This window comes from Pseudoalteromonas sp. GABNS16E, from assembly GCF_028598715.1.
GTDB classification, from domain to species: domain Bacteria; phylum Pseudomonadota; class Gammaproteobacteria; order Enterobacterales; family Alteromonadaceae; genus Pseudoalteromonas; species Pseudoalteromonas atlantica.
The window spans coordinates 14,728-39,348 of the sequence record NZ_JAQREZ010000042.1 but is presented as its reverse complement, the minus strand read 5'-3'; the positions used below and the strand labels follow the sequence as shown (position 1 = coordinate 39,348).

Below are 24,621 nucleotides of genomic sequence, written 5' to 3'. Positions count from 1 at the left end.
TGATTATATCAACGGATATTACAATAATGTTAGACCACATCATTATAATGCTGGTTTAGCGCCGAATGAATCTGAGGTTAGATATCAAGATTCTAAAACTGTGGCCAAAATTAGTTGACCACTACACCAGAGCAACTAACGAGCTTGTAAATTAACTCGTTTTAAATTTATTTTTATTAATGAATCAACCATAACCGAGTTCCTATTTTGGTTCAATCCGTTATAGATATTTCACATAAAATATAAGAAGAGAATTTGCGGCTGTTTTAATGGACGCTTTAGAGGAAGTTATAGTTGCTTGATTGGCGTATTTTGGTATAAATGGGCTCTCCTTTTTTTAATGCTTCATGTTTTGCAGCTTTCTCATTTATGAACAAGGCAATACAGTTGTTTCAGCAGAAAATAAAGGCGTTCATATTCGTTTTATCCTGTAAGGCCAACTTTTTCATGTCTCTCTGACCGTATTATTCCGCTTTTTATTTAGATGAAAACAGACTTAATAAACCCGAGCCGTTTACTTTTTTATAAAGTTTCTTGTCGCCTATCGGACTATCCCTTATTACTTTTATCTTGTCAGTGTAGTTCAGCTTTTTAAATGATTCATTTTCATGAATTTAACCTAACTTAATGTTATAAATAATAATTTACGTAAAGGTTAGAATGGGTGTCACCCTAACTCCTTAAGGCTTATAGCGCTTGCCTAACCGACGCGAAATAGCAGGCTAAAATTAGCGTCAAAGGAGCGCAAGCCTGCTGTATTACGTCACTTGGTTTAGGCACTTGTTAGCCCGAAAAACCTAGCTTCCAAGCTAAATACGCAACAAACAAACCTAGTAAAATTGTTGATACAACTTTAAAAGAAAGACTGTCATGCCAAGGCCGCTCGTCGCATTTCTGTTGGAGCTGTTGAACCAAATTCTTTACGTGAGGTGGTAAATTTCCACCATTTTTATGTCTGGCTTTAGCAAACAACTCAAAATAACTTAGATAAACTTTTATTTGTTTAGAGTTTGAACAGGTAGAGGCTAAATCGATCACTTTATGTAAGTCAGTAAATTTTTCTGCATCCATTTCTTCTAACTTCATTTCAACTCCATAGCTAATTGAGTGGCTAACGCCGCTCTAACCTACTAAAAATAGTTGGCAAAAATTTTGTGAGTCACGAACAAAGCCAACTGTTTATTGCCCGAGTTTACAACTTTTCTAGCTTCGACCTGATAGTTGCTCAATACTTAAGTTTGAACATATTTCTGACGTTGTATCATATTCAAAGCTTGCATCTATATATAACCTAAAGGTAAAAGAAAGGTTTACTGTACCCTCATCAATTTCAATATTATAAAGTGCCTTTATATTCTCAATATCATCTACGTGCTGCTTAAATTCAACTAAGTCGATAGTTACTACTAGATCAACCGTTCTCATCTCATAAGAACAACTTATATAAACGCTTGAGTCTGATAATTCACTAACGTAATTTACTTCAGGATCTTCTAGCCCTTCAAAAATATCTGACTTAATATCAATAACTTCAGTAAGCTTTTCTCCAAAAACTCTAGAGCCCAATAGATTACTAAGTACAGAATTAGACATAGAGTTTAAGTAACTTTCAGTTTCTTCGATTAGGAAATACTCTTCATCATCTAGGATTTCATATTTATTTACTGCATTCGCTATTTGATCTACATTTTCTTTATTAAAATCAAAAACTTTAAGATAAGGCTTAATGTTTGCCCTAATTTCCAAAGCTATAATATCCTTCTGAAGATCTCCATTCAAAACTAAATCAGAACCTTTTTTTTCAAAAAAGTCACTTTTATTATCCGTAATAAACGCCACATCGCCTGTTATTGAATTGTCTTTTAGGTATTTTAGAAAAGACAACCAAATCAAAGTATCTCTATAACCTTTTTCACCATCTGTAAATGGTTTCGTTACATTTAGAGCTCGCTGGACGACTTCTTTCTGCGATATTCCCTCATAGTCAATATTTTCTATTGAATGTACTTTGCCTTCTAAGATCGTCTTAATATCGTACTCGGATGTGGAAATATCTTCTATTGCCACCCCAATACTTCCACTATTTAACTTATGTAAGCGTTTAAAGTGCTTTTTAATTTCCGACTTAGATGCAACAACCTCCCTGTTTCTGAGGTTATTGACCTCTTGCACTACCAATTCAGATAAGAGCAAGTCTAAGTTTTCATTATTTAAGTAGTGAAACAAGAGCTTAAAATTAACATTACCTACAAACCAATTATTAAAAAAAGCATTCGTATCAATAAAAACATTCATAATAGATTTCACTTTGATTGAGTGACCACTGAAAAAGCTAACGTCCTGTTAACGGGCAAAATTTAGTTGGCTAGAATAAGCGACGAAGAAGCACAAACCAACTGTTTTTTGTCCTTGTTTAACAGCTTGTTAGGGTTACTTAAATCTTACAGTTTTTATATGCATCTTTGTAGTTAGATGAGTTTCTAACCACAAAGTCAAGTTGGATAGTAGTTGCAACAGGTTGTCTATTTGAATTTGTTGATGTTGGAACCCATTTCCATTTTTCAATAGCCCTTGTAGCCTGAATATCAAATACATCTTCAGGAAACGCTTTTATTATTTTAGGGTTAATTGCATTACCACTTGAATCAATAATTAGCGAGAATTCAACGCAACCCGATATTCTTTTGGTGTTAGCCTGTTGGGGGTATTTGGGAGCAATCTTTTTTTTAACTACCCAGTAAACAAGTACAGCTTCTTTATTACCAATTAAATCTAAATGCTCGTTAGAAGAATTTTTTTTTGTAGTTGAGCATCCACTCAAAAGTAAAACTCCAATTGCGAATAAAAATGATACTTTCACGAACTCTCCTTGTAACCCTAACAGTTTATTGAACACCACTTTGGGGGTTTATAACGCCCCAAAGCGGCGCATATTACATTGCTCAATAATTCCACTAAATAACTGTAATGTAAACAAGCAATTAGACAGTAGTGAAAAAGCCTTTGTTATGTTGCCCCAAAACGACTTTTAATAATGTTATTGGACAAAGTCAAGATAGCTGTTTATATGCACAGTTTACTCTAAAGGTAAATTTTGCCTTTGTGCATTTAGCCGTATGAGTTAGAGCATTGGCGAGATAAGCGAGCCTTAACATAATGATGAAACAGGCCCGCTGGAGTGTTTATAATAAAACGAATGGGTTAGTGAATTACTTTACATCAAAGTTCACATGATCAAAGTAAGGATTACTCTCACGCGCTTTAAGTAGACTAATTGTAGTGAGCACAATAAGCTTTAGCTCGCCATTTACGTTAATGGCAATGCACTCTTGTTTGAGCGCATTGCGTTTTGTATCAGTTGCTACACCACATACACTATCACCATTTTTTAAAATAAGCTCAACGCTTAAATGGTGCATACAGGCAATTTCGATGTAGTCGTATTGGTGGCAACTGATCATAACGTCCTCTTTATATATTATTTAGCTGGTTTAAATAGTATTAAAGTGGCAATAACAATTAAGTTGCCTACATACCATAAATCTTTAATTACAAATTGCCCTAAACGCTCTAATAATGTGCTTGAGCTAAATGCACCGGTGGCGGTTATTAAAAATGTTTGGGTCATTAAAAATACACTTAAACACGCTAAGCCACTAACAATAATAAGCTTTTTATTGTTAAGTAAAATGCCTGCACCAAGTAGCACTGCAAATAATACATCAAACCCACCAATGATATTTGATGCGCCTTGTACGCTAAATACCGTGTATAACCCCGACATAAACGGTGAGGTTTCTACTAGGCCTACAATAGCTTTGGCTTCAAACTCATAAAATTTCATGCCGCCAATCCACAATAAAACCATAGCAACCGGTATAAAGTTTAAAAGTACGTATTGTTTGTCAGTAAGCTTATTTTTATAAAACAAAAATAAATACAAAGGGATAACAGCAAAGTATTTAATTATGCCTTGCCCACTGCCAATAATTGGAAAGCCGCCTAACTGTGCCATCCAGCGGTTACTGGCAAATAAGGTAAGTAAAGGCACTATGCTAACAACTAATGCGAGTATAACTGCAGGTACAGGCTTTATTAATTTTAAATGCGCAGCTAAGGTGGTGACTGCCAACGCAATCATCGCGCTGCCTGTGAGCAAACCTAATGTATTGTTACTGAGTAAGGTATCAAGTTCATAAAAACTAAAGGTAGCTGAGAGTGTGTTTGGATTTGCACCTAAAGCAAACGATACACCAAGTAATGCAAAGCTGAGTGTAAGTAAAAAGGTGAGTGCGTTATTTGTGTGTGTTATGTTCATTGTGTGCCCATTAAATCTGTAATGGCTAATAAAGACCTAATTTTTACAAAAAGTGATTCAACTAAAGTTAAATTTTTTAATACAAGGAAGTACATTTTGGTTTTTACGTTTACAAAAGCCACGCCCGAAAAGAGGTTTAACCTGAGCTTTGGTTAAGAGATTTAGATATAGTTGGTTAGTAATGTTACTGGGTCTGTTTTCTCTAGCTAGAAATTTTAAGTGAAAACAAGGCGAATTTGCGCGTCAATAGCTAGCCTATTGCAAGTAAATTCAACGCAGTTAGCGCTAAAAATAGCTGCTTGAGATAGATTTATTAGCCAAGGCTCAGGTTATTAATTATGTCTTAGAAAACTTACTATGGTAGAGCACCTTGAGGTGGCCGGCTTATTTTTAACTGAGCAACAGCATAATGAAAGGGTTGACGAGCAATACGATTGCTCTCATCTTATACAGTTTAATGGTGAAACTATAGGTACGCTAAAGTACAAGATATGGGGTAGCCACATTGAAATAATGCAATTGCAAATACACCCCAACCATCAAAATAAAGGCTACGGCAGAGGCGTTATTGAGCAAGTAATTAAAACTGCAAAGTTAAAGCCTATCAAACTAACAGTACTTAAAAACAACCCTGCTAAATGACTTTATACTCGACTAGGCTTTAAGGTCACTGGGGAAGATAACTATGAGTACCATATGCAAACCCAGCCTATAAATAACTAAGAGCTACTCTCTTTGATCTTTAAAATCTTTTTTTCTGAAAATGGTTAGGTGCCAGCCCCATTTAAGCGAGCCTAATCTTAAAAATACAGTGGTAAAAAGTGAGCCTAAAATACACCAAATGTAATCGACTTCTATGGTAAACAGCGCAGCATAAACTAGGCCGCCTACTAAACAGGCTGAAGCATAGGGCTCGTTTCGCATAACTGAGGGTACTTCGCGGCAAATTACATCTCGTATTAGGCCGCCAAAAATCCCTGTGGTGATCCCCATTGTTATCGCTATTACCATACCTGTACCGCTTATTAAGGCTTTTTCTATCCCCATAATATTAAATAATGCCATACCTATAGCATCGACTAATAAAAAGTAATAGTTATTTACATGAGGTAAGTAACGCACAAAAAATATGGTGGCAATAATAGCGGCGTAAGTTGAGTATAAATACTCAGGCGTAGCTATCCAAAATATAGGTTTATCTAAAAGTATGTCTCTTAGCGTGCCGCCACCTAAAGCTGTAACAGTTGCGACCACAACCACCCCAAAACCACTTATGTTTTTTTCGTAGCCTAGCAGTGCTCCTGCAACCGCAAAAAAAGCCACTCCGAGCAGCCCCAGCACCATAAAATATTCAGCAGTCATGTACATTCCCTTTTAAATTTTATACTTTGGTATATCAATTTATATGCCAGATGTAATTAGCAAAAGCCAAAAGCGAGGATTAAAAGTACATTTAAAAACAATGGGTTAATAAATTTTTGATAAAATTAATGATGGGTTATTGTGATGTGCGATATTTAAAAAGGTAATTATTTTAAAAGTGAGTAGTTTTTACACATTATTTATTTTTAGCTGAGTCGCCTTTTTTAGTGCCCACCAGCACTAGGGTCTGTTGACCTTTCAAGGTTAAATTTGCAGCTGCCTGTTTGGTATTTAGGCAAGGCAGAGCCTATGTGATGTGGTTATTCCCCATAGGTAGGCGATAACGCAGCATCAATGCCAAACAGGCGCTGCCCTTCGGGTTCTGCCTAGGGGCAATTTACTCTTTGTTGCTCGGTTTTTACTTAGCCCAAACAACCAATTGGCAAAGCTTTGCGACATGACATAAAAAGCAACCTGCTTCACCCAATATCTAATACCAACCCGCAATAATACTTAATCATTTTTAGGGGCTAAACGTGTCGCTATCTGCGTTAAAAAATTCTCATTTAGAATAACTAAATAACGAATTTTTTGCCTAGCTATCAACACGTTTATCTATCCTCAAAATAGATCACTTAATTAAGGGGATTGGTATAAACTCTACATACTGCGCTAAAAAATCATTAAGTGATAAGCTCAAAAGTACTAAATTATTACTTATTAAAACCCATAGTGCATACAAGCCAAGCAGGCCATCGCCCACACTGCCAATATAAGACGAGTAACCAATAAATAATAACAAGCCGCGCATGGTAAGTCCCTGTTAGCTGTATCGTTAAGTTAAATAATAAACTCGCTTAGTTAGTTACAGCCTTTGTTGGTTTTAGCTAGCTGAAGGTCATGCACACTTGCATGTGCACCACAGTAAAAAATATAGTTAGAACAATGGTAGTTTTCATCCTTAATATTTAAACCATTCTCATCAAATTCTAGCTCAAACTTACAGTTAATATCGTATTCGGGCTCTTTCTCTTCAAACACCAATTTTTTACCCTTTAGGGCTAAAGGTAATGGTTCTTTCGTCCCCTCTAGTGGGGCAGTGATAGTGCAAATATGAAAGTTAAAGCCCCAGATAAGGCCTTCTGCAAAGTATTTATCTTCTTTTTTAAATACATTTACATAGCTCCTTTTTAATTTAAAACGCTCATTACTTTTGCTTCCATCGTCGTTAAGCATAGGGATCGCGCTCGTTATTTTGTCTGTCCTTGAATAACATCCTTCAAGTAAGTCTGCATGTGAATATCCACTAAAGAGCACACTTGCTAGCATCAAAAACCTTAAAGCCTGTATGCTCATTACTGCACCTTGCTTCGCTGTTAATCTTCGTCAAAAAAACGGCCACTATCATCTGTCATTTTTACTGGCAGGCCGTTATCTACCATAAAATAGTAAAAACGTAGGTCGTCAATTAAATCTGGGGCGGTTATTTCAATATCTTGGTATGTCGCGTTTTTAAACTTAAATCTTAAAATATGCTCAAAACGCTTAGTTTGGCAGTACAGTACTTCTTCAAGTTCATGTACTTTGATCGTTATACCTAATACTTCAAGCTCGCCATCAACAATTTCAACCGCATGGCATTGTTCTTTTTTCATATAATGCCATTGTAAAAATACCCTCAATAGGACAAATGCAAATAAGTATAAAAATTGATGCAGCAAAGGTTGTTCAATAAATACCTCTACCCAAAATAAAATAATAACGGCGATGAACGTATTACACCCAAGCGTCCAAAGTAGTTTTGCGCTGGGTGCTTTTTTGTACCTTGTCAGTTTTTTCATAAATCCCTTTAAAGTATTATCCTTCGCTGAGCATTGCTCATGCTAAATATTACTTACTTTTGTTCCCGCTAAATGATCATGTAAACAGCGTTTATCTTTTCCAAATATAAATGATGGATTAACAAAACCAGCAATAAACTGACCTACCGAAGGGACCAGTGATAACAGCTGCATAGGTAACATGCGTTTAAAGTAAATAGTTATAAAACTTGCTTTTGTGCCGTCTAGGTTTTCTATACGAATAGACATACAGTATTTACCAATAGTTTGTCCGTAGTGATACATAAGGTAGGCATGAAGCACTAACGTAGAAAACACACCGTAAACAAATAAAAATGCAGATAAACCCAGATTTGGTTGGCTTAAGTTATCAAAACCGATATACATTATTACAGGTATAAAAAATGCTATACCTATTAAGCCGTCAATAATAGCAGCAACAAGCCTGTCCCCGCGTGATGCTTTTTCTCCCGCTATTTTTAGGTCGGCATTGTGTGCGGGATCTTGCGCTTCTCGGGTTTTTATAAGCTCGTCTATTTCTTTTGCGCGCTCAGGAAAACGTTCTCGGTCAATGACTTTTGCGCTGGAGTAAAGTTCATCTAATGTGTAGGTAGAAAAGTCTATTGGGGTGTCCATGCTTGGGGTATTCCTTTACGTAATTTAACCCAAAGTAGCATAGCTTTAGTAATTTATTCAATAATCTATGTAAAAAATCTAGCTCAACATTTAGCTTTTTGAGCATAAAAAATGGCGCTACAAAGCGCCATTCAAAAAACAATTAAATTAAAGCGCTAGGCTTAAAATTTTCTTCGCTTTAGCTATGTCAATATCGCCATGTTCGCCAAGGGCTGTCATGCCGTTACGCTCAAGGTTGTTGGCAACGGCTTCAACCGCGTCTTCACCTAGGTCGTAATCGCCAAGTTTTGTTTTAATGCCCATTTGCTCAAAAAAGTCTTGAGTATGTTTAATGGTTGCATCAATCAGCTCGTTTTTGTCTTGCATATCAAGGCCAAATACACGCTCACCTAACTGAATAATTTTAGCGCGTTTTTGCTCTTGCTGAACAAACATAAGCGGCGGTAATACAATCGCAAGTGTTACAGCGTGATCTAGGCTATAAAGCGCTGTTAGCTCGTGACCAATCATATGCGTAGACCAATCTTGCGGTACGCCTTGGCCAATTAAGCCATTTAGTGCCATCGTTGCCGACCACATTACGTTTGCACGAACATCGTAATCTTCTGGGTTTTCAAGGGCTTTAGGGCCTTGCTCAATTAGCGTAGATAAAATACCTTCTGCAAAACGGTCTTGCAGTGGCGCATTAACTGGGTACGTTAAATATTGCTCAATAACATGTACAAACGCATCAACTACACCGTTAGAAATTTGGCGAGTAGGCAGTGAGAATGTATACGTAGGATCAAGTACGGCAAATTGCGGTTGTACAATTGGCGTACCAAAGGCACGTTTTTGCTGGGTTTCTTTACGGGTAACAACCGAGTTACCGTTGCTTTCTGAGCCAGTAGCCGGAAGCGTTAATACCGCGCCAATAGGTAGTGCGCTTTTTACTTCTGCGCCATTAACTAAAATATCCCAGCCGTCGCCTTCGTATTTTGCTGCTGCCGCTACGTATTTAGCGCCGTCGATAACACTACCGCCGCCTACAGGTAATATAAAGCTAACGTTTTGCTCTTTCACAATTTCTACAGCTTTTGAAAGTGTTTCGTAAGTTGGGTTTGGCTCAACTCCCGAAAACTCCACAAAGTCCACACCTTCAAGTGCATTTACTACATCGTCATATACGCCGTTCTTTTTGATCGAACCGCCACCGTATAAAAACATGACCTTGCCTTGGCTTGGTACGCGGCTTGCGATCTCATTAATTTGATCTTTGCCGAATAAAATCTCGGTGCGGTTTTTAAATGCAAAATTTAACATATTTGTACTCTACTTGGTTACGGGGCTCAGCCCCTGGTGCTCATTGCTTTATAAAATGGGAATTAATAGTTAACTTTCAAGTAATTAATTACCTATTTTATAAATTAAATATGAAAATGTTTAATGTCTAACTGAACGAGCGCAAGTGTACGCGCACTTTACAATAACTAGAATTCAGTTAATCTTGCTTTACCCATCGGATTTCTGATACCTAATGTTTTATGTCTTATTTTGTACAATTACGCACCTTTGTTGAGGTATATCGTTGTAAAAACATCTCTCGGGCTGCTAAAAATTTGGGGCTGTCGCAACCAGCTGCAACCGCGCATATACAAACAATGGAGTCGGTGGTAGGTAAATCGTTATTTGAGCGGCGTCACCGAGGCGTAGAACCAAGTAATGCCGCCCACGATTTAGCAGGCCAAGTGGCAAATCACCTTGATGCTATAGAGCAAAAAGTTGCCTCTGTACGCACCCGTTCAAACGATGTGAGCGGAACGATTACACTAGCCGGACCCGCCGAATATATTAGTTATGTTGCCTCTGCACAGCTGGCAAATTTGTTACAAGCAGGCAATGTTGATGTGGTCGTGCTGCCTGGTAATCGTGAGCAAATTTATTCAGCGCTCGACACCGGCGTTGCTGATATGGCCATTACAGCCTCTCTGCCCGATAACAAAATTTACGACTTTGAAGTGCTCGACAGCGAAGAGTTAGTACTGGTGGCGCACCGTTTATTAGCGCAAAGCTTAGGGGGGCAAACCATTACGCCAGCACTTTTAAATACGCTGCCGGTGGTAAGTTACGACAGTCAATTACCGCTTATACGCCATTATTTTGATACTGTATTTAAACAAAGCTGTACGTCAAAAATAATTGCCCGCTGCCCCGACATACGCGCGCTCGCCGGCATAGTAAGAACCGGTGTAGGCTATACCGTGCTGCCTGATTATATATGTCATGACGATATTCAATCGGGTAGATTAATTAAACTTGGTCCGCAAGGGCCGGAAAACAATTTGTACTTAGCGTGGCGTAAAGGGGCGCTTGCTCACCCGCGGCTTAATTATGCCCGCGATGTGTTAATGGCTTTTTCTAATATTAATAAATACGCAAAATAGTTTTTTAACTTATACCAATCCGCATAATTAAGTGATCTATTTTGAGGATAGGTAAACGTGATGATAGCAAGGCAAAAAATTCGCTATTTAGTTGTTCTAAATGAGAATTTTTTAACGCAGATAGCGACACGTTTAGCCCCTGAAAATCATTATGTATTATTACGGATTGGTATTGAACGCTGGTTATTTAATAAAATAGCCAACCGCGCGCCATTGCCCACTACTTTTACTTAATGTAAGGGTTTCAACCGCAAGCCTTGCTGAAAATTGCGTTTTAAATTGCACAATAAGGTATTTACCTTGCGGGGCACCAGGTAAAGATGAGTAAGCATTAGCACTTATTTGTTCTCGCGTAGCCACTTTACCTAGTGGCGCACGCACTGTATTTAGGGCGTTTTTCCAGTTTGCTTTACTTAATTGCGATTTAAATAGCGCATCGGCTTGTTGCCAACTTTTTGTGTATTCACCCGCATCAATTAACTGTAACCAGTTTATTGCTACGGGCATATTTTTAGTGGTTTCGGCCCACACTGAGCAGCTTATAAACAAGCATAAAATTAAAATGAGGGGTTTCATCATTCTTCCTTTTAATCTGGCGTTAAAAGTAAATATAAATGATATAAACAAAGCAATCGAGAAATTCTTATTCGTAAATTTGACTCATTAGCTCTGTTTATTACCTAACTCTATTAACGTTAATACGGCATTTAAACGCGTATTTAACTGATAAAAAATAAACGAACTAAATAAAGCGATAATGCATAAAAGTATGCCCATTTGTACTTTGCTGCTTAGTTCAAAAACAAATAACGAAGCCGATAGTATAATTAAAGCTAGAGAATAAGCTATTGATTGAAAGGTAAAATTAATATCGCCTTGCGCAACTTTAAGTAATTCTTCTTTTGTCATTGTAATGTCCGTTTTGGGTTTGTGGCGGGAGGTATTTAAAATTAAAAATATTGCTCTACTTTAGTGCTTCTATGTTTTTAGGGTTTACTAAATTCATTACCGCAAGGTAAATCCAACCACCAATAAAAGTAAATCCTAAGGCAAATGTAACAAATGCACTAACAAGCTTTGAACGATTTTGTTTAGCAGCTAAACGTACAGAAAGTAAGGCAGGTATTAAAGATGAAAAAATTAAAATAATATAGATAAAATTAGCACTAATATTCATTAAAAATCCTTTATGTTAATTGGGAAATGGCTATCTTTTAAGGTGATACCATAAATACTAAAAGATATTTAAACCACATCTAAAGCTATCATAAAAAGTGCTTTTATAGGTACATTTAATAATACAAAAAAGGCTGCATTAACTAGCAACCTTTTTTGTATTCTGTAACGCTTAAAGTTTTAAAAATGCCATTTAACCATTAGGTTTGGGTTGTGCTCTGTTTGACCGTCTACACCAAACTTATTTTTCCAATATACGTATTCTATGCCTACATCAAGGCGACCTGTGTCTAGGCCAAGCATAGGAGCAATGTTGTATTTAAGTTGTGAGGTAAAGTTAAAACCGCCTTCGCTTTTACCAAACATAGTGTCGGTACTGTCAACAATATCTAAAAAGCCATCGTATCTAAAGTTACCCTTGTTATAGCCCCACGTTACGGTTATTTGGTTGTTATCTTCACGCTCTATGCCAATATCGTCCTGAAAACGACGGTAATAAGCCACATTAAAATATTGGAACCCTGGTACATCTAACGATACGCCGCCACCTAATAAGTAGTTATTTTGATCGGTATCGCCCGAGCCATATTCTGTTTGTAGGCCTAAAAACACCTCTTTAACAAAGCTGTTTTGTGGCTTGTAAAGCGTTGGGTTTATGTTTAGCTCTCCGTATACTTCATCGGGGTTACTTAATCTATCCATAAAAAAGAAGGTACCGCCCCATGTATGCCCCGATGCATGCTCAATGGTTACTACGCTTCTGTCATCTTCCTCCCCCGAGAACGGCTCGAGGTAATCGGCGCCGGTCATGGCGGTTATACTAAAATCTGACCACAGCTCTTTTGCCGGCACACTACTTGAACACACCGCGATAGCACTGACTAAGGCTAATTTTTTAATTGTTGTAATTTTCATTGTTAATCCCTTTGTTATAATTTTATTAGTCTAGTTAAGATGATCTGTACTTGCTGAATAATTTTCTGGTAAAACAAGCGTCATAACGATGGCGGTTAAACCCGATACCGTTACAGCGCTGCCAAAAATAGCGGTTACCAGCTTAGGCGCATTTATAAACATTTCGGGCACAAAGCTAACCCCTAGCCCCATACCTAAGCTCACCGCAATAATAAGTAAGCTACGACGATTTATTTTTTCGCTTGCAAGAATTTTTACCCCTGCGGCTGCCACTGTGCCAAACATCACGAGCGTTGCACCGCCTAGCACTGGTTTAGGAATATTTTGTAGCACGGCACCAATCACCGGAAATAACCCTAAAATAATCAAAATTACACCAATCCACAGGCCAATGTATCTACTTGCTACACCGGTTAACTGAATAACGCCGTTATTTTGGCTAAAAGTAGTATTAGGAAACGTATTAAATGCGGCAGCAATCATTGAGTTAACCCCATCGCCTAAAATACCGCCGCGTATACGCGCTAAATAGCTTGCGCCTTTTACCGGTAATTTAGACACCGCACAATTTGCGGTTATATCGCCTGTGGATTCAATTGCGGTAATTAGGTATAAAAAGCTAAAGGCAAACATGGCGCCAAAATCAATGTTAAAGCCATATTTAAAGGGTAATGGCATGGCGATTAAATCAAACTCGCCCATTTTAAATTTGGCTATACCTAAAATAAGTGCAAGTAACCACCCTACTAACATGGCAACGACTACAGCGGTAAGCCTTACCCACTGATTTTTGCTAGCATTTAGTAATACCACCAGCGCCACCACCGAAAAACCCACAATTAAGTTGCTTGGCGAGGCAAACTTTTCAGGCATATTAGTTAATAACCATTGCCCGCCGCCTATGTCGGTCATGCCTACTTTAATAAGGTAAACCCCAATGGTGGTGATCACCACACCGGTCACTACAGGCTTAATTACTTTGCCAAGCTTTTCTATAAAAAAGCTAATAAATATCTCTACAAAGGCTGCTAAAAAACACACAGCAAAAATGGTGGCAAGTATTTCATCGTTTCCGCCTCCAGTGGCTTTTACGGTAAAACCGGTTGCCAAAATAGTGCCTAAAAACGCAAAGCTGGTGCCTTGTACGCATATAAGCCCTGAGCCAATTGGCCCCACACGGCGAGCCTGAATAAATGTACCAACCCCCGATACAAACAACGCCATACTAATTAAATACGGTATTTCGCTACCAAGCCCCAACACGCCACCAATAATAAGCGTGGGCGTAATAATACCTACAAAACTTGCCAGTACATGTTGCAGGGCAGCAAAAAAAGATTCGGTCAGCCCTGGTTTATCATCTACTGCGTAAATTATGTCTTCTGAGATTGCTTCTTGGTTTGACATAGTCAACATCCTTTTAGCGCTTTAATATGGGCAAGGTATAAATGCCTTGCCCAGGTTTTAATTTAAATACAGTGGCGCTTATTTAAGCTGCCCTTCAACACCCTCTACATAAAAGTCCATACCAAGTAAGGTTTTATCATCAATTGTTTGCCCCGCTTTAGTTACCAGCTCACCTTGCTGATTGTTAATTGGGCCACTAAATGGATGAAACTCACCGTTGGCAATTTTGGTTTTAATCGCCTCTACCTCGGCAACAACATTGGCAGGAATATCTTTACTCAGTGGCGCTAAGCGAGTCATACCGGCATCTATGCCTTTCCATACATTTTGCGATTGCCATTTATCGTCAAGTACTTGCTGCACGCGCTCGGCGTAAAACTCATCCCAATGATGAACAGGTGCCGTAAGGTGCGCTTTTTTACCATAGCCGCTCATATCTGAGTGGTAACCAATGGCGTATATTCCAGCGGCTTCTGCGGCTTGAAGTGGGGCGGGTGAGTCGGTGTGCTGGGTAATAATATCAACACCTTGGTCGATTAAACTGTCGGCAGCTTCGCGCTCTTTACCAGGGTCAAACCAGCTATTAACCCACACTACTTTTACTTTTGCGTTAGGTTTTACTGAGCGCAGGCCTAAAGTAAACGCGTTAATACCGCGTATTACCTCAGGAATAGGAAACGCGGCAATATAGCCAATACTGTCAGATTTACTCATGTGCCCAGCAATAACACCGGTTAGGTAGCGCCCTTCGTAAATACGGTCAAAATAAGTGCCCACATTTTTAGCGCGTTTATAACCTGTTGCATGCTCAAACTTTACGTTAGGAAAACGTTTAGCCACTTTAATGGTCGGGTTCATGTAGCCAAACGAGGTGGTAAATATTAAATCGTGCCCGCTTTTGGCTAGTTGTGTAATAACTCGCTCTGCATCGGCGCCCTCTGGCACGCTCTCTACAAAGGTGGTTTTTATTTTTTCGCCAAATTTATCCTCTAGGTAGCGGCGGCTTACATCGTGGGTGTAAGTCCAACCAGCTTCGCCAATCGGGCTTACATATACAAACCCTACTTTTACGCTGTCTTTTGCCATTGCACTCGCGCTTAACCCTAAGCTAAGTGCTACGCCAAGCGCTGTTATTAGTTTTTTCATTGTTATTCTCCGTGTTGTATTTTTAATATCCTGTTGAAGGCTTATTGTTACTCTTTGTATAAAATTTTTAATGGCCCTTATGCCAAGGCTTACCTAGCCACATGGGTTCGTACATTTTTAGTTTTTGTTTATTTTTACTTAGCATAATCAGTACTATAAGCGTTGCACCATAAGGCAGCATGGCCAGTAAATTAGAATCCACCGCTAAGCCAAGCGCCTGTGCCACTAAGTGCATAATGCTGGCAAAACCAAATAAATAAGCGCCTAGCATTACCCGCTCAATTCGCCAACTTGCAAATACCACTAAAGCCAGTGCTATCCAGCCACGACCCGAGGTCATGTTTTGTGTCCAAAGGGGCGTGTAAGCAAGCGATAGGTACGCCCCTGCAATACCCGCCATTGCGCCGCCAAACATCACCGCTAAATAGCGAGTACGCATTACAGGCAAGCCTAAGTTATTACCAACGCCTGGGTTTTCACCAATAGCGCGTACCGCAAGCCCTGCCCTGTGGTATTTAAAAAATAAATAAGCGCCAAGTATTAATGCCCAACTTAAATACACAATGGCATCTTGCGAAAACAATGCTTTGCCCAGTAGCGGAATATGCTCAAACCCTGCAATTGCTAAAGTGGGTAAGGCATTAATGGTTTTGCCCTCGTAATCAACGCCTAAAAATGCCGACAAGCCCGTGCCAAAAATAGTTAGCGCTAACCCCGTAGCCACTTGGCTAGCATTTAAATTAAGTGCTACAAACGCAAATACTAACGACGCCATCACCCCCACAAGCGCAGCCACGCTAAAGCCTATAAAGAGGTTGTCGCATTGGTACATGGTTATAAACCCTGCCACCGCGCCTAATAACATCATGCCCTCTTGCCCAAGGTTAAGTGTGCCGCTTTTCTCGCATACCATTTCACCTAGAGCCACCAGCAATAAAGGCGTGCCGGTGCGAATAGTGGCGTATAAAATATTTGTGATTACCTCTAATTCCATGTTTAAGATTCCTGTGCGATGGGTGTTAGCTGCGTTTTTTGTTGTTTAAATGGCAGTAACAATTTAATGCGATAACCAATAAGCACATCGCACGAGAGTAAATAAAACAGCATTAAGCCCTGAAAAATACCGGTAATGGCATTGGGTAGGCCAATTTCTATTTGCGCCATTTCGCCGCCCATATAAATAAGCCCCATTAACAGCCCTGCTAAGGTGATCCCAAGCGGATGTAAGCGCCCTAAAAAGGCCACAATAATTGCGGCGTAACCATAACCGGGTGATATTTGCGGCACTAATTGCCCTATAGGTCCAGCCACTTCGCCAGCCCCTGCAAGCCCAGCTAACCCGCCACTTATTACTAATACACCAGCAATTAAAAGCGCACGTTTATAGCCCGCCATTTTGGCCGCCGATGCATCAAGCCCAAGTACTTGAATTTGAAAACCCATAAAGGTTTTACTAATAAACACCCATGTGGCACACAGCGCTAATAGCGCAAATGCAAGCCCTAAATGAAGGCGAGTACCCTCAAATAAAACTGGTAGTAAGGTGCTATCGCCAAATAAGGCGCTTTCAGGAAAGTTATAACCGTATGGGTCTTTTAATGGCCCGTGTACTGACCACAGCAACACATTAACGGCAATGTAATTGAGCATAATGGTGACTAAAATTTCGTTGGTGTTTAAACGTAATTTCATAAACGCAGCTAAGCCTGCCCAAAGCATGCCACCGGCAATACCTGCAAGTAATGTAAGCCCTAATGCAAAGGAACTTGTAGAGTCAACAAAGTTAACAGCTACGGCACTGGCGCATACGCCGCCAATAAGTAGCTGCCCTTCAGCACCTATATTCCACACCGACGCCCTGTAACACAGCGCTAAACCATAGGCACATAATAAAATTGGAATGGTCATTACTAATAGCTCGGTAACGCCGTACCAGTCAGAAATAGGTGCTACGAGCAAGGTATATAAGGCATTAAGCGGGTCGTGCCCTAATAAGGCAAACACCACATAACCTGTTATTAAAGTGAGTAAAATGGCTAAAACAGGAGAAAAATAACTCCATGTTTTTGAGCGCTCTACGCGGGGTTCAAGCTTTATCATGCCGGCGCTCCTTGCGGTGTTATTTTTGCTGTGTTGCTTTTAGTGTCGTGATTAAAATCGCCCGCCATCCACTGCCCTAATTGCACAAGTGGTACACAGTCGGTATTCAAAATAGGCGAGAGTTTACCATCACAAATTGCACCAATACGGTCACAAATTTTATAGAGCTCGTCTAAATCTTCTGAAATAACCAGTACTGCACAGCCTTCGTCGCGCAGCGTTAAAATTGCCTCGTGAATGGCAACTTGTGCGCCAATATCTACACCCCAAGTAGGGTGCGACATAACCAGCAATTGTGGGTTTTGCTCAACCTCTCGGCCAATAATAAACTTTTGCAAATTACCGCCCGAAAGGCTTGCTGCGTGAGTACGGTTGCCGGGGGTTTTTACGTTGTATTTTTTAATGATTTTGTCGGCGAGTTGGCTAATTTTTTGTTTTACTAAAAAGCCTTTTTTAACTAAACCACTATCTAAACTGGTAAGGAGTGCATTGTGCGCTAAATCCATATCAGGGACTGCGCCGCGCCCTAGTCTGTCCTCGGGTACGCATGCAAGCCCAAGCCTGCGCCTTTTTAGAGGGCATAACGCATCAACAGCGGTATTTTTAAATTTTATTGCGTTGCTATTTTTTTGCGGCTCCTCTCCCGAAAGCGCTTTTAATAGCTCCTCCTGCCCATTACCGGCAACCCCTGCAATACCGACTATTTCGCCTTGTTGTACGGCAAAGTTAATATTTTTAAGCGCAATATCAAATAACGCCTGCGCACTGGTTGATAAGTTATCGACTGTTAAAAAATCACCTGTGCCAGTCGCTCTGCGCGTTTGGTTACTTATTGGTGTGCTGTCGCCTACCATTAAGCGAGCTATTGATTCGCTGGTTTCGTTTTTAGGAATGCAATGCCCACTTACCTTGCCGGCGCGCAAAATAGTGGCGCTGTCGCAAAGCCCAATAACTTCATGCAACTTATGGCTAATAAACAGCACCGAGCAGCCTTCTTTTTTAAGCGAATGCAGGGTTTTAAACAGTGCATCTACTTCTTGCGGAGTGAGTACCGAGGTGGGTTCATCTAAAATAAGCAGTTGAATATCTAATAATAAACACCTGACTATTTCTACTTGTTGGCGCTCGCCCGTTGAAAGCGTAGACACCAACCTATGCGGGTCCAGCGGCATGCCGTACCTAGCCGATGTTTTACTAATTCTGCTGGCAAGTGTGCTGCTATGCCCTGCTAAATCGCCCAGCGCTAACGCGATATTTTGCGCAACTGTTAGGGTTTCAAATAACGAAAAATGCTGAAACACCATACCTATGCCTAATTCGCGGGCATCGGCGGGTTCTTTTATGTCCATTTTACGACCGTTAAAAAACATGTCCCCTTGGTCAGGTTTAACTACACCGTAAAGCATTTTCATTAACGTGCTTTTACCCGCGCCGTTTTCACCAAGCAGGGCATGTACCTCACCATGTTTTATTTTTATTGTTACGCCGTCGTTGGCTATACATCCGGGGTAGTGCTTTGTCATTCCCTGCATAGTAAGGCGGTATTTATTGTCCATTATTTAAACCTTTCTTTGTGCTTGTTGGTTAAATAAGCTAGCCTAGAAACTTAACTGACCAAGCGGTCAACAATGGCATGGTATCTGCAATTAACTTACCAAGATGAAAAAGTTTTTTTCTTACCTGCTTAAAAACAACAAGAAAAAATATACGCCAAGCCTTTACATATCAGGGCTTTATAAAAGTTAAGGGGGTCTGTGTGATTACGTTTTTATTAAATGACACGCCAATAGAAGTAGAAGAATGCGCGCCGAATCTCACCATTTTGGACTGGCTTCGCACCAAAAAAGGGAAAATGGGCACCAAAGAAGGGTGTGCTACAGGCGATTGTGGCGCATGCACAATTTTAGTTGGCGAAGAAAAACTAAATTCAAACGGTGAGCCAGTTTGGCACTATAAAACCATGAATAGCTGCCTGCTTTTATTAGGTAATGCACACGCAAAACACATAGTAACCGTAGAGGCTGTAACAACAGGACTTTACCCTACACTTAACGATTTACACCCGGTGCAACGCGCATTGGTTGAGTGCCATGGTTCGCAATGTGGTTTTTGTACCCCTGGCATAATAATGAGCATGTTGGCGCTTTATATTGATAACCCAAGTTACCCAGGTAAAAAAGCCGCTATTCATGCGCTAGGGGGTAATTTATGTCGTTGTACGGGTTACAGCCCTATTTTACTTGCAGTTGAAAAAGCTTATAGCTACGAGCGTAAAAATGAGCCTTACTCTGCCATGGCGGCACAATTTAAGGCATCACTAAATATAGGTGATGACATTCCTTGTTTAAAAAATGGCCCTCGTACGTTTTATTTACCGCAAAGTGCAGCGCAACTTGTTGAGCTTAAAGCGCGTTACCCGCAGGCATACTTGGTTGCTGGTGGCACCGACTTTGCCATTGAGCTTAGCCAAAACATGCTATTGCCCGATATTATTATATCGCTTAGCCAAACCAGTGAGCTGTGCACTTTAAGCGATAACAGCGGCGAGCTACATATTGGTGCAGCACTACCTTACAGCCAATTTGTTGAAGCGTTTTACACTTACTACCCAGAGTCTAAGGAGCTGTTTGAACGCCTTGGCTCTAACCAAGTACGTAACAGTGGCACCTTAGGTGGCAGCATAGGAAATGCCTCTCCTATTGGCGATCCGGCCCCTTTACTCATTGCACTTAATGCCACCTTAGATTTATTAAGCACTGCAGGCACACGCACAATAAACGTAGCCGACTACTTTGTTGATTACAAAAAAACAGTCATTAAAAGCGATGAAGTCATTAGCAAAATTACCGTACCTAAACGCCTAGACTCGTTAAAGCTTGCGTGTCATAAAATTTCAAAACGCTTTGAAGATGATATATCTACTGTGTGTTTAGTGCTGGCTATAGAGCAAACACAAGGCGTAATTAACAATGCCCGCTGCGCCATGGGCGGTATGGCTGCCATACCCAAACGCGCCACGCATATAGAGCAAAAACTTAATGCTCAGCCTTTGCAAGTAAGCACGTTTATAGATGCCGCTAGTGCTATAAATGATGACTTTGCTCCCATGAGCGATGTACGTAGCAGCGCACATTACCGCACTACGGTAAGCAAAAACTTGCTACAGCGTATTGGTATTGAGTTTTGTGGTGCAAAGCCAAGTAGTAAAAATAATAACAACATTGCCATTACGAGGATTTCACATGCGTCACTTTGAAATGGATAAACTAAAAGCCCAAGGCGGAAGTGTTGGCCAATCTAAGTATCACGAAAGCGCAATAAAACAAGTATGTGGCAATGCAAACTACGCCGACGATAACCCAGAGCCTCATGGCTGCTTACACGCCTACCCTGTACTTGCGCCCATTACCAGCGGCTTTATTAAATCAATTGATACAAGTAAAGCGCTTGAAGTGGCAGGCGTTAAACGTATTTTATCGGCTGATGATGTACCCGGTAAGCTTGATATTGGCCCAGTATTTCCTGGGGATGTGCTATTAACCAATCACGAAATTCAATATCACGGGCAACCTGTGCTGGTAGTGGTTGCCAAAAGCTACGAAATTGCGCGCCGCGCTGCTCGCTTAGTGGTTATAGAATGCGAGCAAACCACCCCCATACTTGATATTAAAGAAGCGATCAAAAAAGAGCACTGGGTAAGGCCGCCGCATTCACTTAACCGCGGTAATAGCGAGCAAGCCATTAATAATGCAGCCCACCAACTTAAAGGTGAAATACACATAGGCGGGCAAGAACACTTTTACCTTGAGGGGCAAATAGCACTTGCTCAGCCCGACAACGATGGCGGGATTCATGTGCAATGTTCTACGCAGCACCCAACAGAGGTGCAGCACTTAGTTGCTAAAATTTTAAAAAAGCCATTTAGCTTTGTAAACGTAGAAACCCGCCGTATGGGCGGAGCCTTTGGCGGTAAAGAAACTCAAGGCGCGCCTTGGGCTTGCCTTGCAGCGCTTGCAGTTTACCACCTTGGCTGCGCCGTTAAAATGCGCCTAGCCCGCAGTGACGACTTTAAACTTACCGGTAAACGCCACCCATTTTATAACCAATACCATGTAGGGTTTGACGAAAATGGCCTAATTGAAGGCGCTGATGTAACCGTAAATGGGTTTTGTGGTTATTCGCCTGATTTATCTGATGCCATTGTCGACCGCGCAATGTTTCATGTCGATAACGCGTATTACTACCCAGCTGCCACCATTAAAGGGAATCGCTGTAAAGTAAACACCGTAAGCCACACTGCATTTAGAGGATTTGGTGGCCCGCAAGGCATGATCATGGGCGAGCTAATAATGGACGACATAGCCGCTAAGTTAGGTAAAGATCCGCTTGAGATCCGAAAACTTAATTTATACAAAAAAGGCCGCGACACCACCCCGTATCATCAAAGAGTAGAGCAGCATATTTTAAAAGATATGATAAGCCAGCTTGAGGAGTCGGGTGATTACTGGGCGCGAAAAAAGGCAATTAAAGCCTTTAACGCATCATCGCCTATTATCAAAAAAGGCCTTGCAATGACGCCGGTAAAATACGGTATATCGTTTACCGTACAGCACTTAAACCAAGCGGGTGCATTAGTGCATGTATATAGTGATGGATCAATTCATTTAAACCATGGCGGCACCGAAATGGGCCAAGGGCTTAATACAAAAATAGCGCAAATAGTAGCCCATGGCTTTGGCGTTGATTTTGACGCAGTAAGCATAAGCGCTACTCGTACCGACAAAGTACCAAACACCTCGCCAACTGCTGCATCAAGCGGGACTGACCTAAATGGCATGGCGGCGCTAAACGCGGTAAATACTATAAAAGAGCGTTTAATAAACTTTATAAGTGAGCACTTTGAAGTAGACAGCCAAAGTATTGTATTTAAAGATAACCTCATTACCTTTAGTAAAGGCGAAATTAGCTTTAGCGAACTTGCAAACCTTGCTTACATGAACCGTATATCGCTTTCATCAACCGGTTATTACGCCACGCCTAAAATTCATTACGATAGAGCGAAAGGCGAAGGCCGGCCATTTTTTTACTACGCACACGGCGTAGCGCTCAGTGAAGTAGAAGTAGATACGCTGACAGGCGAAAACACCGTAACCCGCGTGGATATACTGCACGATGTGGGCAGCTCAATTAACCCTGCACTTGATATAGGCCAAATTGAAGGTGCCTTTGTGCAAGGTATGGGCTGGCTTACCACCGAAGACTTACAATGGAATGATAAAGGCCAGCTTGCAAGCTTTGGCCCTGCTAACTATAAAATTCCTGCAATTGGCGATACCCCTGCCGAATTTAATGTAAATTTATATAACTCGGCCAACCCAGAAACCACGGTATTTAGATCAAAAGCGGTTGGCGAGCCGCCGTTTATGTTGGCCTTTAGTGTGTGGAGTGCTATTCGTAATGCTATAAGCAGTGTGGCCGATTACAAATACACCGCCCCACTTGATACACCTGCCACACCTGAGCGTGTATTAAATGCAATTGAGCAAACCGCTAGCTGGTTTAAGGAGCAGCAACATGGCTAATTTAAATGAGTCGTTTCAGGGTTTTCATACGCAAAATTGGGCGCAAGCTATAAACGAGCATGAACAAAGCGGCACTAATTATGTTATTGCCACTGTGCTTGGCACCAATGGCTCAACCCCACGTGGCACAGGCTCTAAAATGGTAATAAGCGGCGAGCATATTTACGACACCCTTGGCGGTGGACACCTTGAATACGTAGTAATAGAAAAAGCACGCGAGCTACTTGCCAAAGGCGAGGCAGCGCAAGTGATAGAGCAATTTAACCTAGGCGCAAATTTAGGCCAATGCTGCGGGGGAGCTGCCACCGTTATGCTTGAGTGCATGCAATGCGAGCGCTTTACGCTTGATATTTATGGCGCAGGCCATGTAGCACAGGCGCTTATTGGTATATTAGCGCAATTACCTATGCGTATACGCTGGATAGATAGCCGCGCCGATGTATTCCCGCAAGTTATTCCTAATAACGTAATAAAAGTGGTTGATGAAGAGCCAACAGAGCAAGTTAAACGTGCGCCAAAGGCTAATAATTACTTAATATTAACCCATAACCACCAGCTCGACTTTGCACTTACACAAGCCATTATTAAACGCGCTGATGCTAATTGGCTTGGTGTAATTGGCTCAGATACTAAAGCAAAACGCTTTAAACAGCGCTTAGCCCATCGCGATTTTACCACCGAGCAAATAAAGCAAATGACCTGCCCTGTCGGGCTTGAAAATGTAACGGGCAAGCTCCCTATGGAAGTGGCAATATCAATTAGCGGGCAGTTAATTGGCCTTTATCAGGCTATGCAAACCCATGCGCCAAAACGCCAAGGCTTGCAATGGCGTGCACTTAAAAATGCCTTAATTAGCACCACGCACGAGGAAGAAAACGCATGAGTAGCTTAAAAATTAATAACCTAAATGCAGCGCAAGCGCATCAAGCATTAGAGCATTGTTGCGCCGCCCCTAACTGGGTAAGCGGTATGCTAAATATCATGCCATTTGAAAATAAAGAGCACTTATTTAACAGCGCACAAAGCGTATGGGATAGCCTAGGCGATAGCGATTATTTAGCCGCTTTTGAAGGCCACCCGCAAATAGGCGATTTATCAACTTTAAGTAAAAAGTACGCCGCTACAGCGCAAAAAGCAGGGCACGAACAATCAGGCATGAGTAAAGCAAACGAGCAAACCCTTAAAAAAATGATTGCGCTAAATAAAGAATACCTCAGTAAATTTGGCTTTATATTTATTGTGTGTGCCAGTGGTAAAAGTGCTGAGCAAATGCTTGAACTTATTGAGCAGCGCATACACAACACCCGCAGCACAGAGCTTAATATAGCCGCGGGCGAACAAGCCAAAATAACAAAAATAAGATTGGAGTCATTGCTATGAATAAAAGCCCTATCACTACCCATATTTTAGATACCAGCACAGGCAAACCGGCTGAAAATGTAGCTGTACAATTGTTTTTACTCACTAATAACGAGTGGCAATTAATTGCTCAAGGTAAAACAAATAGCGACGGGCGAATTACCGACTGGCTCAACACAGACGTAGAATTTGCCACCTATAAACTGGTTTTTGACTTAGACAGCTATTATGAAAACCAAGAAACACCTGCGTTTTACCCAGAGGCGCAAATTACCTTTAGATTACAAGATGAAAAACACCATCATATTCCGTTATTGCTTAGCCCATTTGGCTACTCAACGTACAGAGGCAGCTAA

Annotated in this window: 27 protein-coding genes; 7 read left to right on the top strand and 20 right to left on the bottom strand. The window is 40.8% G+C overall.

Features of this window, described 5'->3' with window-relative positions; all coding sequences use genetic code 11:
• Positions 1–783: 783 nt before the first annotated feature.
• The 5 genes from PSI06_RS15640 to PSI06_RS15620 all read right to left on the bottom strand — a co-directional run bounded on the left by PSI06_RS15640 (position 784) and on the right by PSI06_RS15620 (position 4,318).
• Positions 784–1,086, bottom strand: a complete 303-nt coding sequence (locus PSI06_RS15640) for a hypothetical protein (RefSeq protein WP_256847962.1) — start codon at positions 1,084–1,086, stop codon at positions 784–786.
• 117 nt (positions 1,087–1,203) lie between these two features.
• A complete protein-coding gene (locus PSI06_RS15635) occupies positions 1,204–2,295 on the bottom strand; it encodes a PIN domain-containing protein (RefSeq protein ID WP_273604224.1) in 1,092 nt (363 codons plus the stop codon).
• A 139-nt stretch (positions 2,296–2,434) separates the two neighbouring features.
• Complete coding sequence (locus PSI06_RS15630) at positions 2,435–2,860, bottom strand: energy transducer TonB (RefSeq protein ID WP_004587074.1); 426 nt, start codon at positions 2,858–2,860, stop codon at positions 2,435–2,437.
• A gap of 349 nt (positions 2,861–3,209) precedes the next feature.
• Positions 3,210–3,461: a Rho-binding antiterminator gene (locus tag PSI06_RS15625; protein ID WP_273604223.1), complete on the bottom strand. Its 252-nt coding sequence runs from the start codon at positions 3,459–3,461 to the stop codon at positions 3,210–3,212.
• 17 nt (positions 3,462–3,478) lie between these two features.
• Complete coding sequence (locus PSI06_RS15620; protein ID WP_273604222.1) at positions 3,479–4,318, bottom strand: DUF417 family protein; 840 nt, start codon at positions 4,316–4,318, stop codon at positions 3,479–3,481.
• Between the two features lie 357 nt (positions 4,319–4,675).
• Between PSI06_RS15620 and PSI06_RS15615 the strand changes: the two genes are divergently transcribed.
• Positions 4,676–4,960 (top strand): GNAT family N-acetyltransferase, encoded by a 285-nt coding sequence (locus PSI06_RS15615; protein ID WP_273604221.1) that lies wholly within the window; start codon positions 4,676–4,678, stop codon positions 4,958–4,960.
• Between the two features lie 84 nt (positions 4,961–5,044).
• Here the strand turns inward: PSI06_RS15615 and PSI06_RS15610 are convergent, their stop codons facing one another.
• The 6 genes from PSI06_RS15610 to PSI06_RS15585 all read right to left on the bottom strand — a co-directional run bounded on the left by PSI06_RS15610 (position 5,045) and on the right by PSI06_RS15585 (position 9,459).
• Entirely contained in the window at positions 5,045–5,680 is a 636-nt protein-coding gene (locus PSI06_RS15610) for a trimeric intracellular cation channel family protein (protein ID WP_004587070.1), read from the bottom strand.
• A gap of 631 nt (positions 5,681–6,311) precedes the next feature.
• On the bottom strand, positions 6,312–6,491 hold the full coding sequence (locus PSI06_RS15605) for a hypothetical protein (protein ID WP_039972193.1): 180 nt from the start codon (positions 6,489–6,491) through the stop codon (positions 6,312–6,314).
• Positions 6,492–6,541: 50 nt separating this feature from the next.
• Positions 6,542–6,916 (bottom strand): hypothetical protein, encoded by a 375-nt coding sequence (locus tag PSI06_RS15600; protein WP_273605040.1) that lies wholly within the window; start codon positions 6,914–6,916, stop codon positions 6,542–6,544.
• A 140-nt stretch (positions 6,917–7,056) separates the two neighbouring features.
• Positions 7,057–7,521 (bottom strand): hypothetical protein, encoded by a 465-nt coding sequence (locus PSI06_RS15595; RefSeq protein WP_248451960.1) that lies wholly within the window; start codon positions 7,519–7,521, stop codon positions 7,057–7,059.
• A 42-nt stretch (positions 7,522–7,563) separates the two neighbouring features.
• Positions 7,564–8,157 carry an RDD family protein gene (locus tag PSI06_RS15590; protein ID WP_273604219.1) on the bottom strand — a complete coding sequence of 198 codons (594 nt, stop codon included), beginning with the start codon at positions 8,155–8,157 and terminating at the stop codon, positions 7,564–7,566.
• Between the two features lie 147 nt (positions 8,158–8,304).
• On the bottom strand, positions 8,305–9,459 hold the full coding sequence (locus PSI06_RS15585; protein ID WP_273604218.1) for an iron-containing alcohol dehydrogenase: 1,155 nt from the start codon (positions 9,457–9,459) through the stop codon (positions 8,305–8,307).
• A 221-nt stretch (positions 9,460–9,680) separates the two neighbouring features.
• Here PSI06_RS15585 and PSI06_RS15580 point away from each other — a divergent pair, with 221 nt between their 5' ends.
• Positions 9,681–10,580 (top strand): LysR family transcriptional regulator, encoded by a 900-nt coding sequence (locus PSI06_RS15580; RefSeq protein WP_273604217.1) that lies wholly within the window; start codon positions 9,681–9,683, stop codon positions 10,578–10,580.
• A gap of 183 nt (positions 10,581–10,763) precedes the next feature.
• Here the strand turns inward: PSI06_RS15580 and PSI06_RS15575 are convergent, their stop codons facing one another.
• The 9 genes from PSI06_RS15575 to PSI06_RS15535 form a co-directional block, all read right to left on the bottom strand.
• Positions 10,764–11,159, bottom strand: a complete 396-nt coding sequence (locus PSI06_RS15575) for a DUF4019 domain-containing protein (RefSeq protein WP_232423984.1) — start codon at positions 11,157–11,159, stop codon at positions 10,764–10,766.
• An 84-nt stretch (positions 11,160–11,243) separates the two neighbouring features.
• Positions 11,244–11,489, bottom strand: a complete 246-nt coding sequence (locus PSI06_RS15570; protein WP_004587066.1) for a hypothetical protein — start codon at positions 11,487–11,489, stop codon at positions 11,244–11,246.
• A gap of 55 nt (positions 11,490–11,544) precedes the next feature.
• Positions 11,545–11,757, bottom strand: coding sequence for a hypothetical protein (locus tag PSI06_RS15565; protein ID WP_004587065.1), 213 nt, complete (start codon positions 11,755–11,757; stop codon positions 11,545–11,547).
• A 179-nt stretch (positions 11,758–11,936) separates the two neighbouring features.
• Entirely contained in the window at positions 11,937–12,671 is a 735-nt protein-coding gene (locus PSI06_RS15560; RefSeq protein WP_273605039.1) for a DUF5020 family protein, read from the bottom strand.
• Positions 12,672–12,701: 30 nt separating this feature from the next.
• On the bottom strand, positions 12,702–14,078 hold the full coding sequence (locus PSI06_RS15555) for a uracil-xanthine permease family protein (protein ID WP_004587063.1): 1,377 nt from the start codon (positions 14,076–14,078) through the stop codon (positions 12,702–12,704).
• Between the two features lie 78 nt (positions 14,079–14,156).
• On the bottom strand, positions 14,157–15,224 hold the full coding sequence (locus tag PSI06_RS15550) for a BMP family ABC transporter substrate-binding protein (RefSeq protein WP_248532348.1): 1,068 nt from the start codon (positions 15,222–15,224) through the stop codon (positions 14,157–14,159).
• Positions 15,225–15,291: 67 nt separating this feature from the next.
• Complete coding sequence (locus PSI06_RS15545; RefSeq protein ID WP_273604215.1) at positions 15,292–16,218, bottom strand: ABC transporter permease; 927 nt, start codon at positions 16,216–16,218, stop codon at positions 15,292–15,294.
• A gap of 2 nt (positions 16,219–16,220) precedes the next feature.
• Positions 16,221–17,324: an ABC transporter permease gene (locus tag PSI06_RS15540; protein WP_273604214.1), complete on the bottom strand. Its 1,104-nt coding sequence runs from the start codon at positions 17,322–17,324 to the stop codon at positions 16,221–16,223.
• Positions 17,321–18,880: an ABC transporter ATP-binding protein gene (locus PSI06_RS15535; RefSeq protein WP_273604213.1), complete on the bottom strand. Its 1,560-nt coding sequence runs from the start codon at positions 18,878–18,880 to the stop codon at positions 17,321–17,323. Before PSI06_RS15535 ends, PSI06_RS15540 begins: the two co-directional genes overlap by 4 nt.
• Before the next feature lie 200 nt (positions 18,881–19,080).
• Here PSI06_RS15535 and xdhA point away from each other — a divergent pair, with 200 nt between their 5' ends.
• Genes xdhA through uraH form a run of 5 tightly spaced genes read left to right on the top strand, consistent with a single transcriptional unit; the run spans position 19,081 to position 24,621 of the window.
• The gene (gene xdhA / locus PSI06_RS15530; RefSeq protein ID WP_273604212.1) at positions 19,081–20,580 is read left to right on the top strand and encodes a xanthine dehydrogenase small subunit; all 1,500 of its coding nucleotides are present in this window, start codon (positions 19,081–19,083) and stop codon (positions 20,578–20,580) included.
• Positions 20,567–22,906, top strand: a complete 2,340-nt coding sequence (gene xdhB / locus PSI06_RS15525; RefSeq protein ID WP_273604211.1) for a xanthine dehydrogenase molybdopterin binding subunit — start codon at positions 20,567–20,569, stop codon at positions 22,904–22,906. The genes xdhA and xdhB overlap by 14 nt, the downstream gene beginning before the upstream one ends.
• Positions 22,899–23,789 carry a xanthine dehydrogenase accessory protein XdhC gene (gene xdhC, locus PSI06_RS15520; protein ID WP_273586950.1) on the top strand — a complete coding sequence of 297 codons (891 nt, stop codon included), beginning with the start codon at positions 22,899–22,901 and terminating at the stop codon, positions 23,787–23,789. The genes xdhB and xdhC overlap by 8 nt, the downstream gene beginning before the upstream one ends.
• Complete coding sequence (gene uraD, locus PSI06_RS15515; RefSeq protein ID WP_273604210.1) at positions 23,786–24,286, top strand: 2-oxo-4-hydroxy-4-carboxy-5-ureidoimidazoline decarboxylase; 501 nt, start codon at positions 23,786–23,788, stop codon at positions 24,284–24,286. Before xdhC ends, uraD begins: the two co-directional genes overlap by 4 nt.
• Positions 24,283–24,621, top strand: coding sequence for a hydroxyisourate hydrolase (gene uraH, locus PSI06_RS15510; protein ID WP_248461803.1), 339 nt, complete (start codon positions 24,283–24,285; stop codon positions 24,619–24,621). Before uraD ends, uraH begins: the two co-directional genes overlap by 4 nt.

What these genes read in the sequence shown, in the direction of transcription:
- PSI06_RS15550 (WP_248532348.1), bottom strand. Translation starts at nt 15,224, where the DNA reads ATGAAAAAACTAATAACAGCGCTTGGCGTAGCACTTAGCTTAGGGTTA.
- PSI06_RS15580 (WP_273604217.1), top strand. Translation starts at nt 9,681, where the DNA reads ATGTCTTATTTTGTACAATTACGCACCTTTGTTGAGGTATATCGTTGT.
- PSI06_RS15595 (WP_248451960.1), bottom strand. Translation starts at nt 7,521, where the DNA reads ATGAAAAAACTGACAAGGTACAAAAAAGCACCCAGCGCAAAACTACTT.
- PSI06_RS15555 (WP_004587063.1), bottom strand. Translation starts at nt 14,078, where the DNA reads ATGTCAAACCAAGAAGCAATCTCAGAAGACATAATTTACGCAGTAGAT.
- PSI06_RS15590 (WP_273604219.1), bottom strand. Translation starts at nt 8,157, where the DNA reads ATGGACACCCCAATAGACTTTTCTACCTACACATTAGATGAACTTTAC.
- PSI06_RS15600 (WP_273605040.1), bottom strand. Translation starts at nt 6,916, where the DNA reads ATGCTTAACGACGATGGAAGCAAAAGTAATGAGCGTTTTAAATTAAAA.
- PSI06_RS15585 (WP_273604218.1), bottom strand. Translation starts at nt 9,459, where the DNA reads ATGTTAAATTTTGCATTTAAAAACCGCACCGAGATTTTATTCGGCAAA.
- uraD (WP_273604210.1), top strand. Translation starts at nt 23,786, where the DNA reads ATGAGTAGCTTAAAAATTAATAACCTAAATGCAGCGCAAGCGCATCAA.
- PSI06_RS15640 (WP_256847962.1), bottom strand. Translation starts at nt 1,086, where the DNA reads ATGAAGTTAGAAGAAATGGATGCAGAAAAATTTACTGACTTACATAAA.
- PSI06_RS15565 (WP_004587065.1), bottom strand. Translation starts at nt 11,757, where the DNA reads ATGAATATTAGTGCTAATTTTATCTATATTATTTTAATTTTTTCATCT.
- PSI06_RS15610 (WP_004587070.1), bottom strand. Translation starts at nt 5,680, where the DNA reads ATGACTGCTGAATATTTTATGGTGCTGGGGCTGCTCGGAGTGGCTTTT.
- PSI06_RS15535 (WP_273604213.1), bottom strand. Translation starts at nt 18,880, where the DNA reads ATGGACAATAAATACCGCCTTACTATGCAGGGAATGACAAAGCACTAC.
- PSI06_RS15615 (WP_273604221.1), top strand. Translation starts at nt 4,676, where the DNA reads ATGGTAGAGCACCTTGAGGTGGCCGGCTTATTTTTAACTGAGCAACAG.
- xdhB (WP_273604211.1), top strand. Translation starts at nt 20,567, where the DNA reads ATGCGTCACTTTGAAATGGATAAACTAAAAGCCCAAGGCGGAAGTGTT.
- PSI06_RS15545 (WP_273604215.1), bottom strand. Translation starts at nt 16,218, where the DNA reads ATGGAATTAGAGGTAATCACAAATATTTTATACGCCACTATTCGCACC.
- xdhC (WP_273586950.1), top strand. Translation starts at nt 22,899, where the DNA reads ATGGCTAATTTAAATGAGTCGTTTCAGGGTTTTCATACGCAAAATTGG.
- PSI06_RS15635 (WP_273604224.1), bottom strand. Translation starts at nt 2,295, where the DNA reads ATGAATGTTTTTATTGATACGAATGCTTTTTTTAATAATTGGTTTGTA.
- PSI06_RS15540 (WP_273604214.1), bottom strand. Translation starts at nt 17,324, where the DNA reads ATGATAAAGCTTGAACCCCGCGTAGAGCGCTCAAAAACATGGAGTTAT.
- PSI06_RS15625 (WP_273604223.1), bottom strand. Translation starts at nt 3,461, where the DNA reads ATGATCAGTTGCCACCAATACGACTACATCGAAATTGCCTGTATGCAC.
- PSI06_RS15620 (WP_273604222.1), bottom strand. Translation starts at nt 4,318, where the DNA reads ATGAACATAACACACACAAATAACGCACTCACCTTTTTACTTACACTC.
- PSI06_RS15575 (WP_232423984.1), bottom strand. Translation starts at nt 11,159, where the DNA reads ATGATGAAACCCCTCATTTTAATTTTATGCTTGTTTATAAGCTGCTCA.
- uraH (WP_248461803.1), top strand. Translation starts at nt 24,283, where the DNA reads ATGAATAAAAGCCCTATCACTACCCATATTTTAGATACCAGCACAGGC.
- PSI06_RS15605 (WP_039972193.1), bottom strand. Translation starts at nt 6,491, where the DNA reads ATGCGCGGCTTGTTATTATTTATTGGTTACTCGTCTTATATTGGCAGT.
- PSI06_RS15560 (WP_273605039.1), bottom strand. Translation starts at nt 12,671, where the DNA reads ATGAAAATTACAACAATTAAAAAATTAGCCTTAGTCAGTGCTATCGCG.
- PSI06_RS15570 (WP_004587066.1), bottom strand. Translation starts at nt 11,489, where the DNA reads ATGACAAAAGAAGAATTACTTAAAGTTGCGCAAGGCGATATTAATTTT.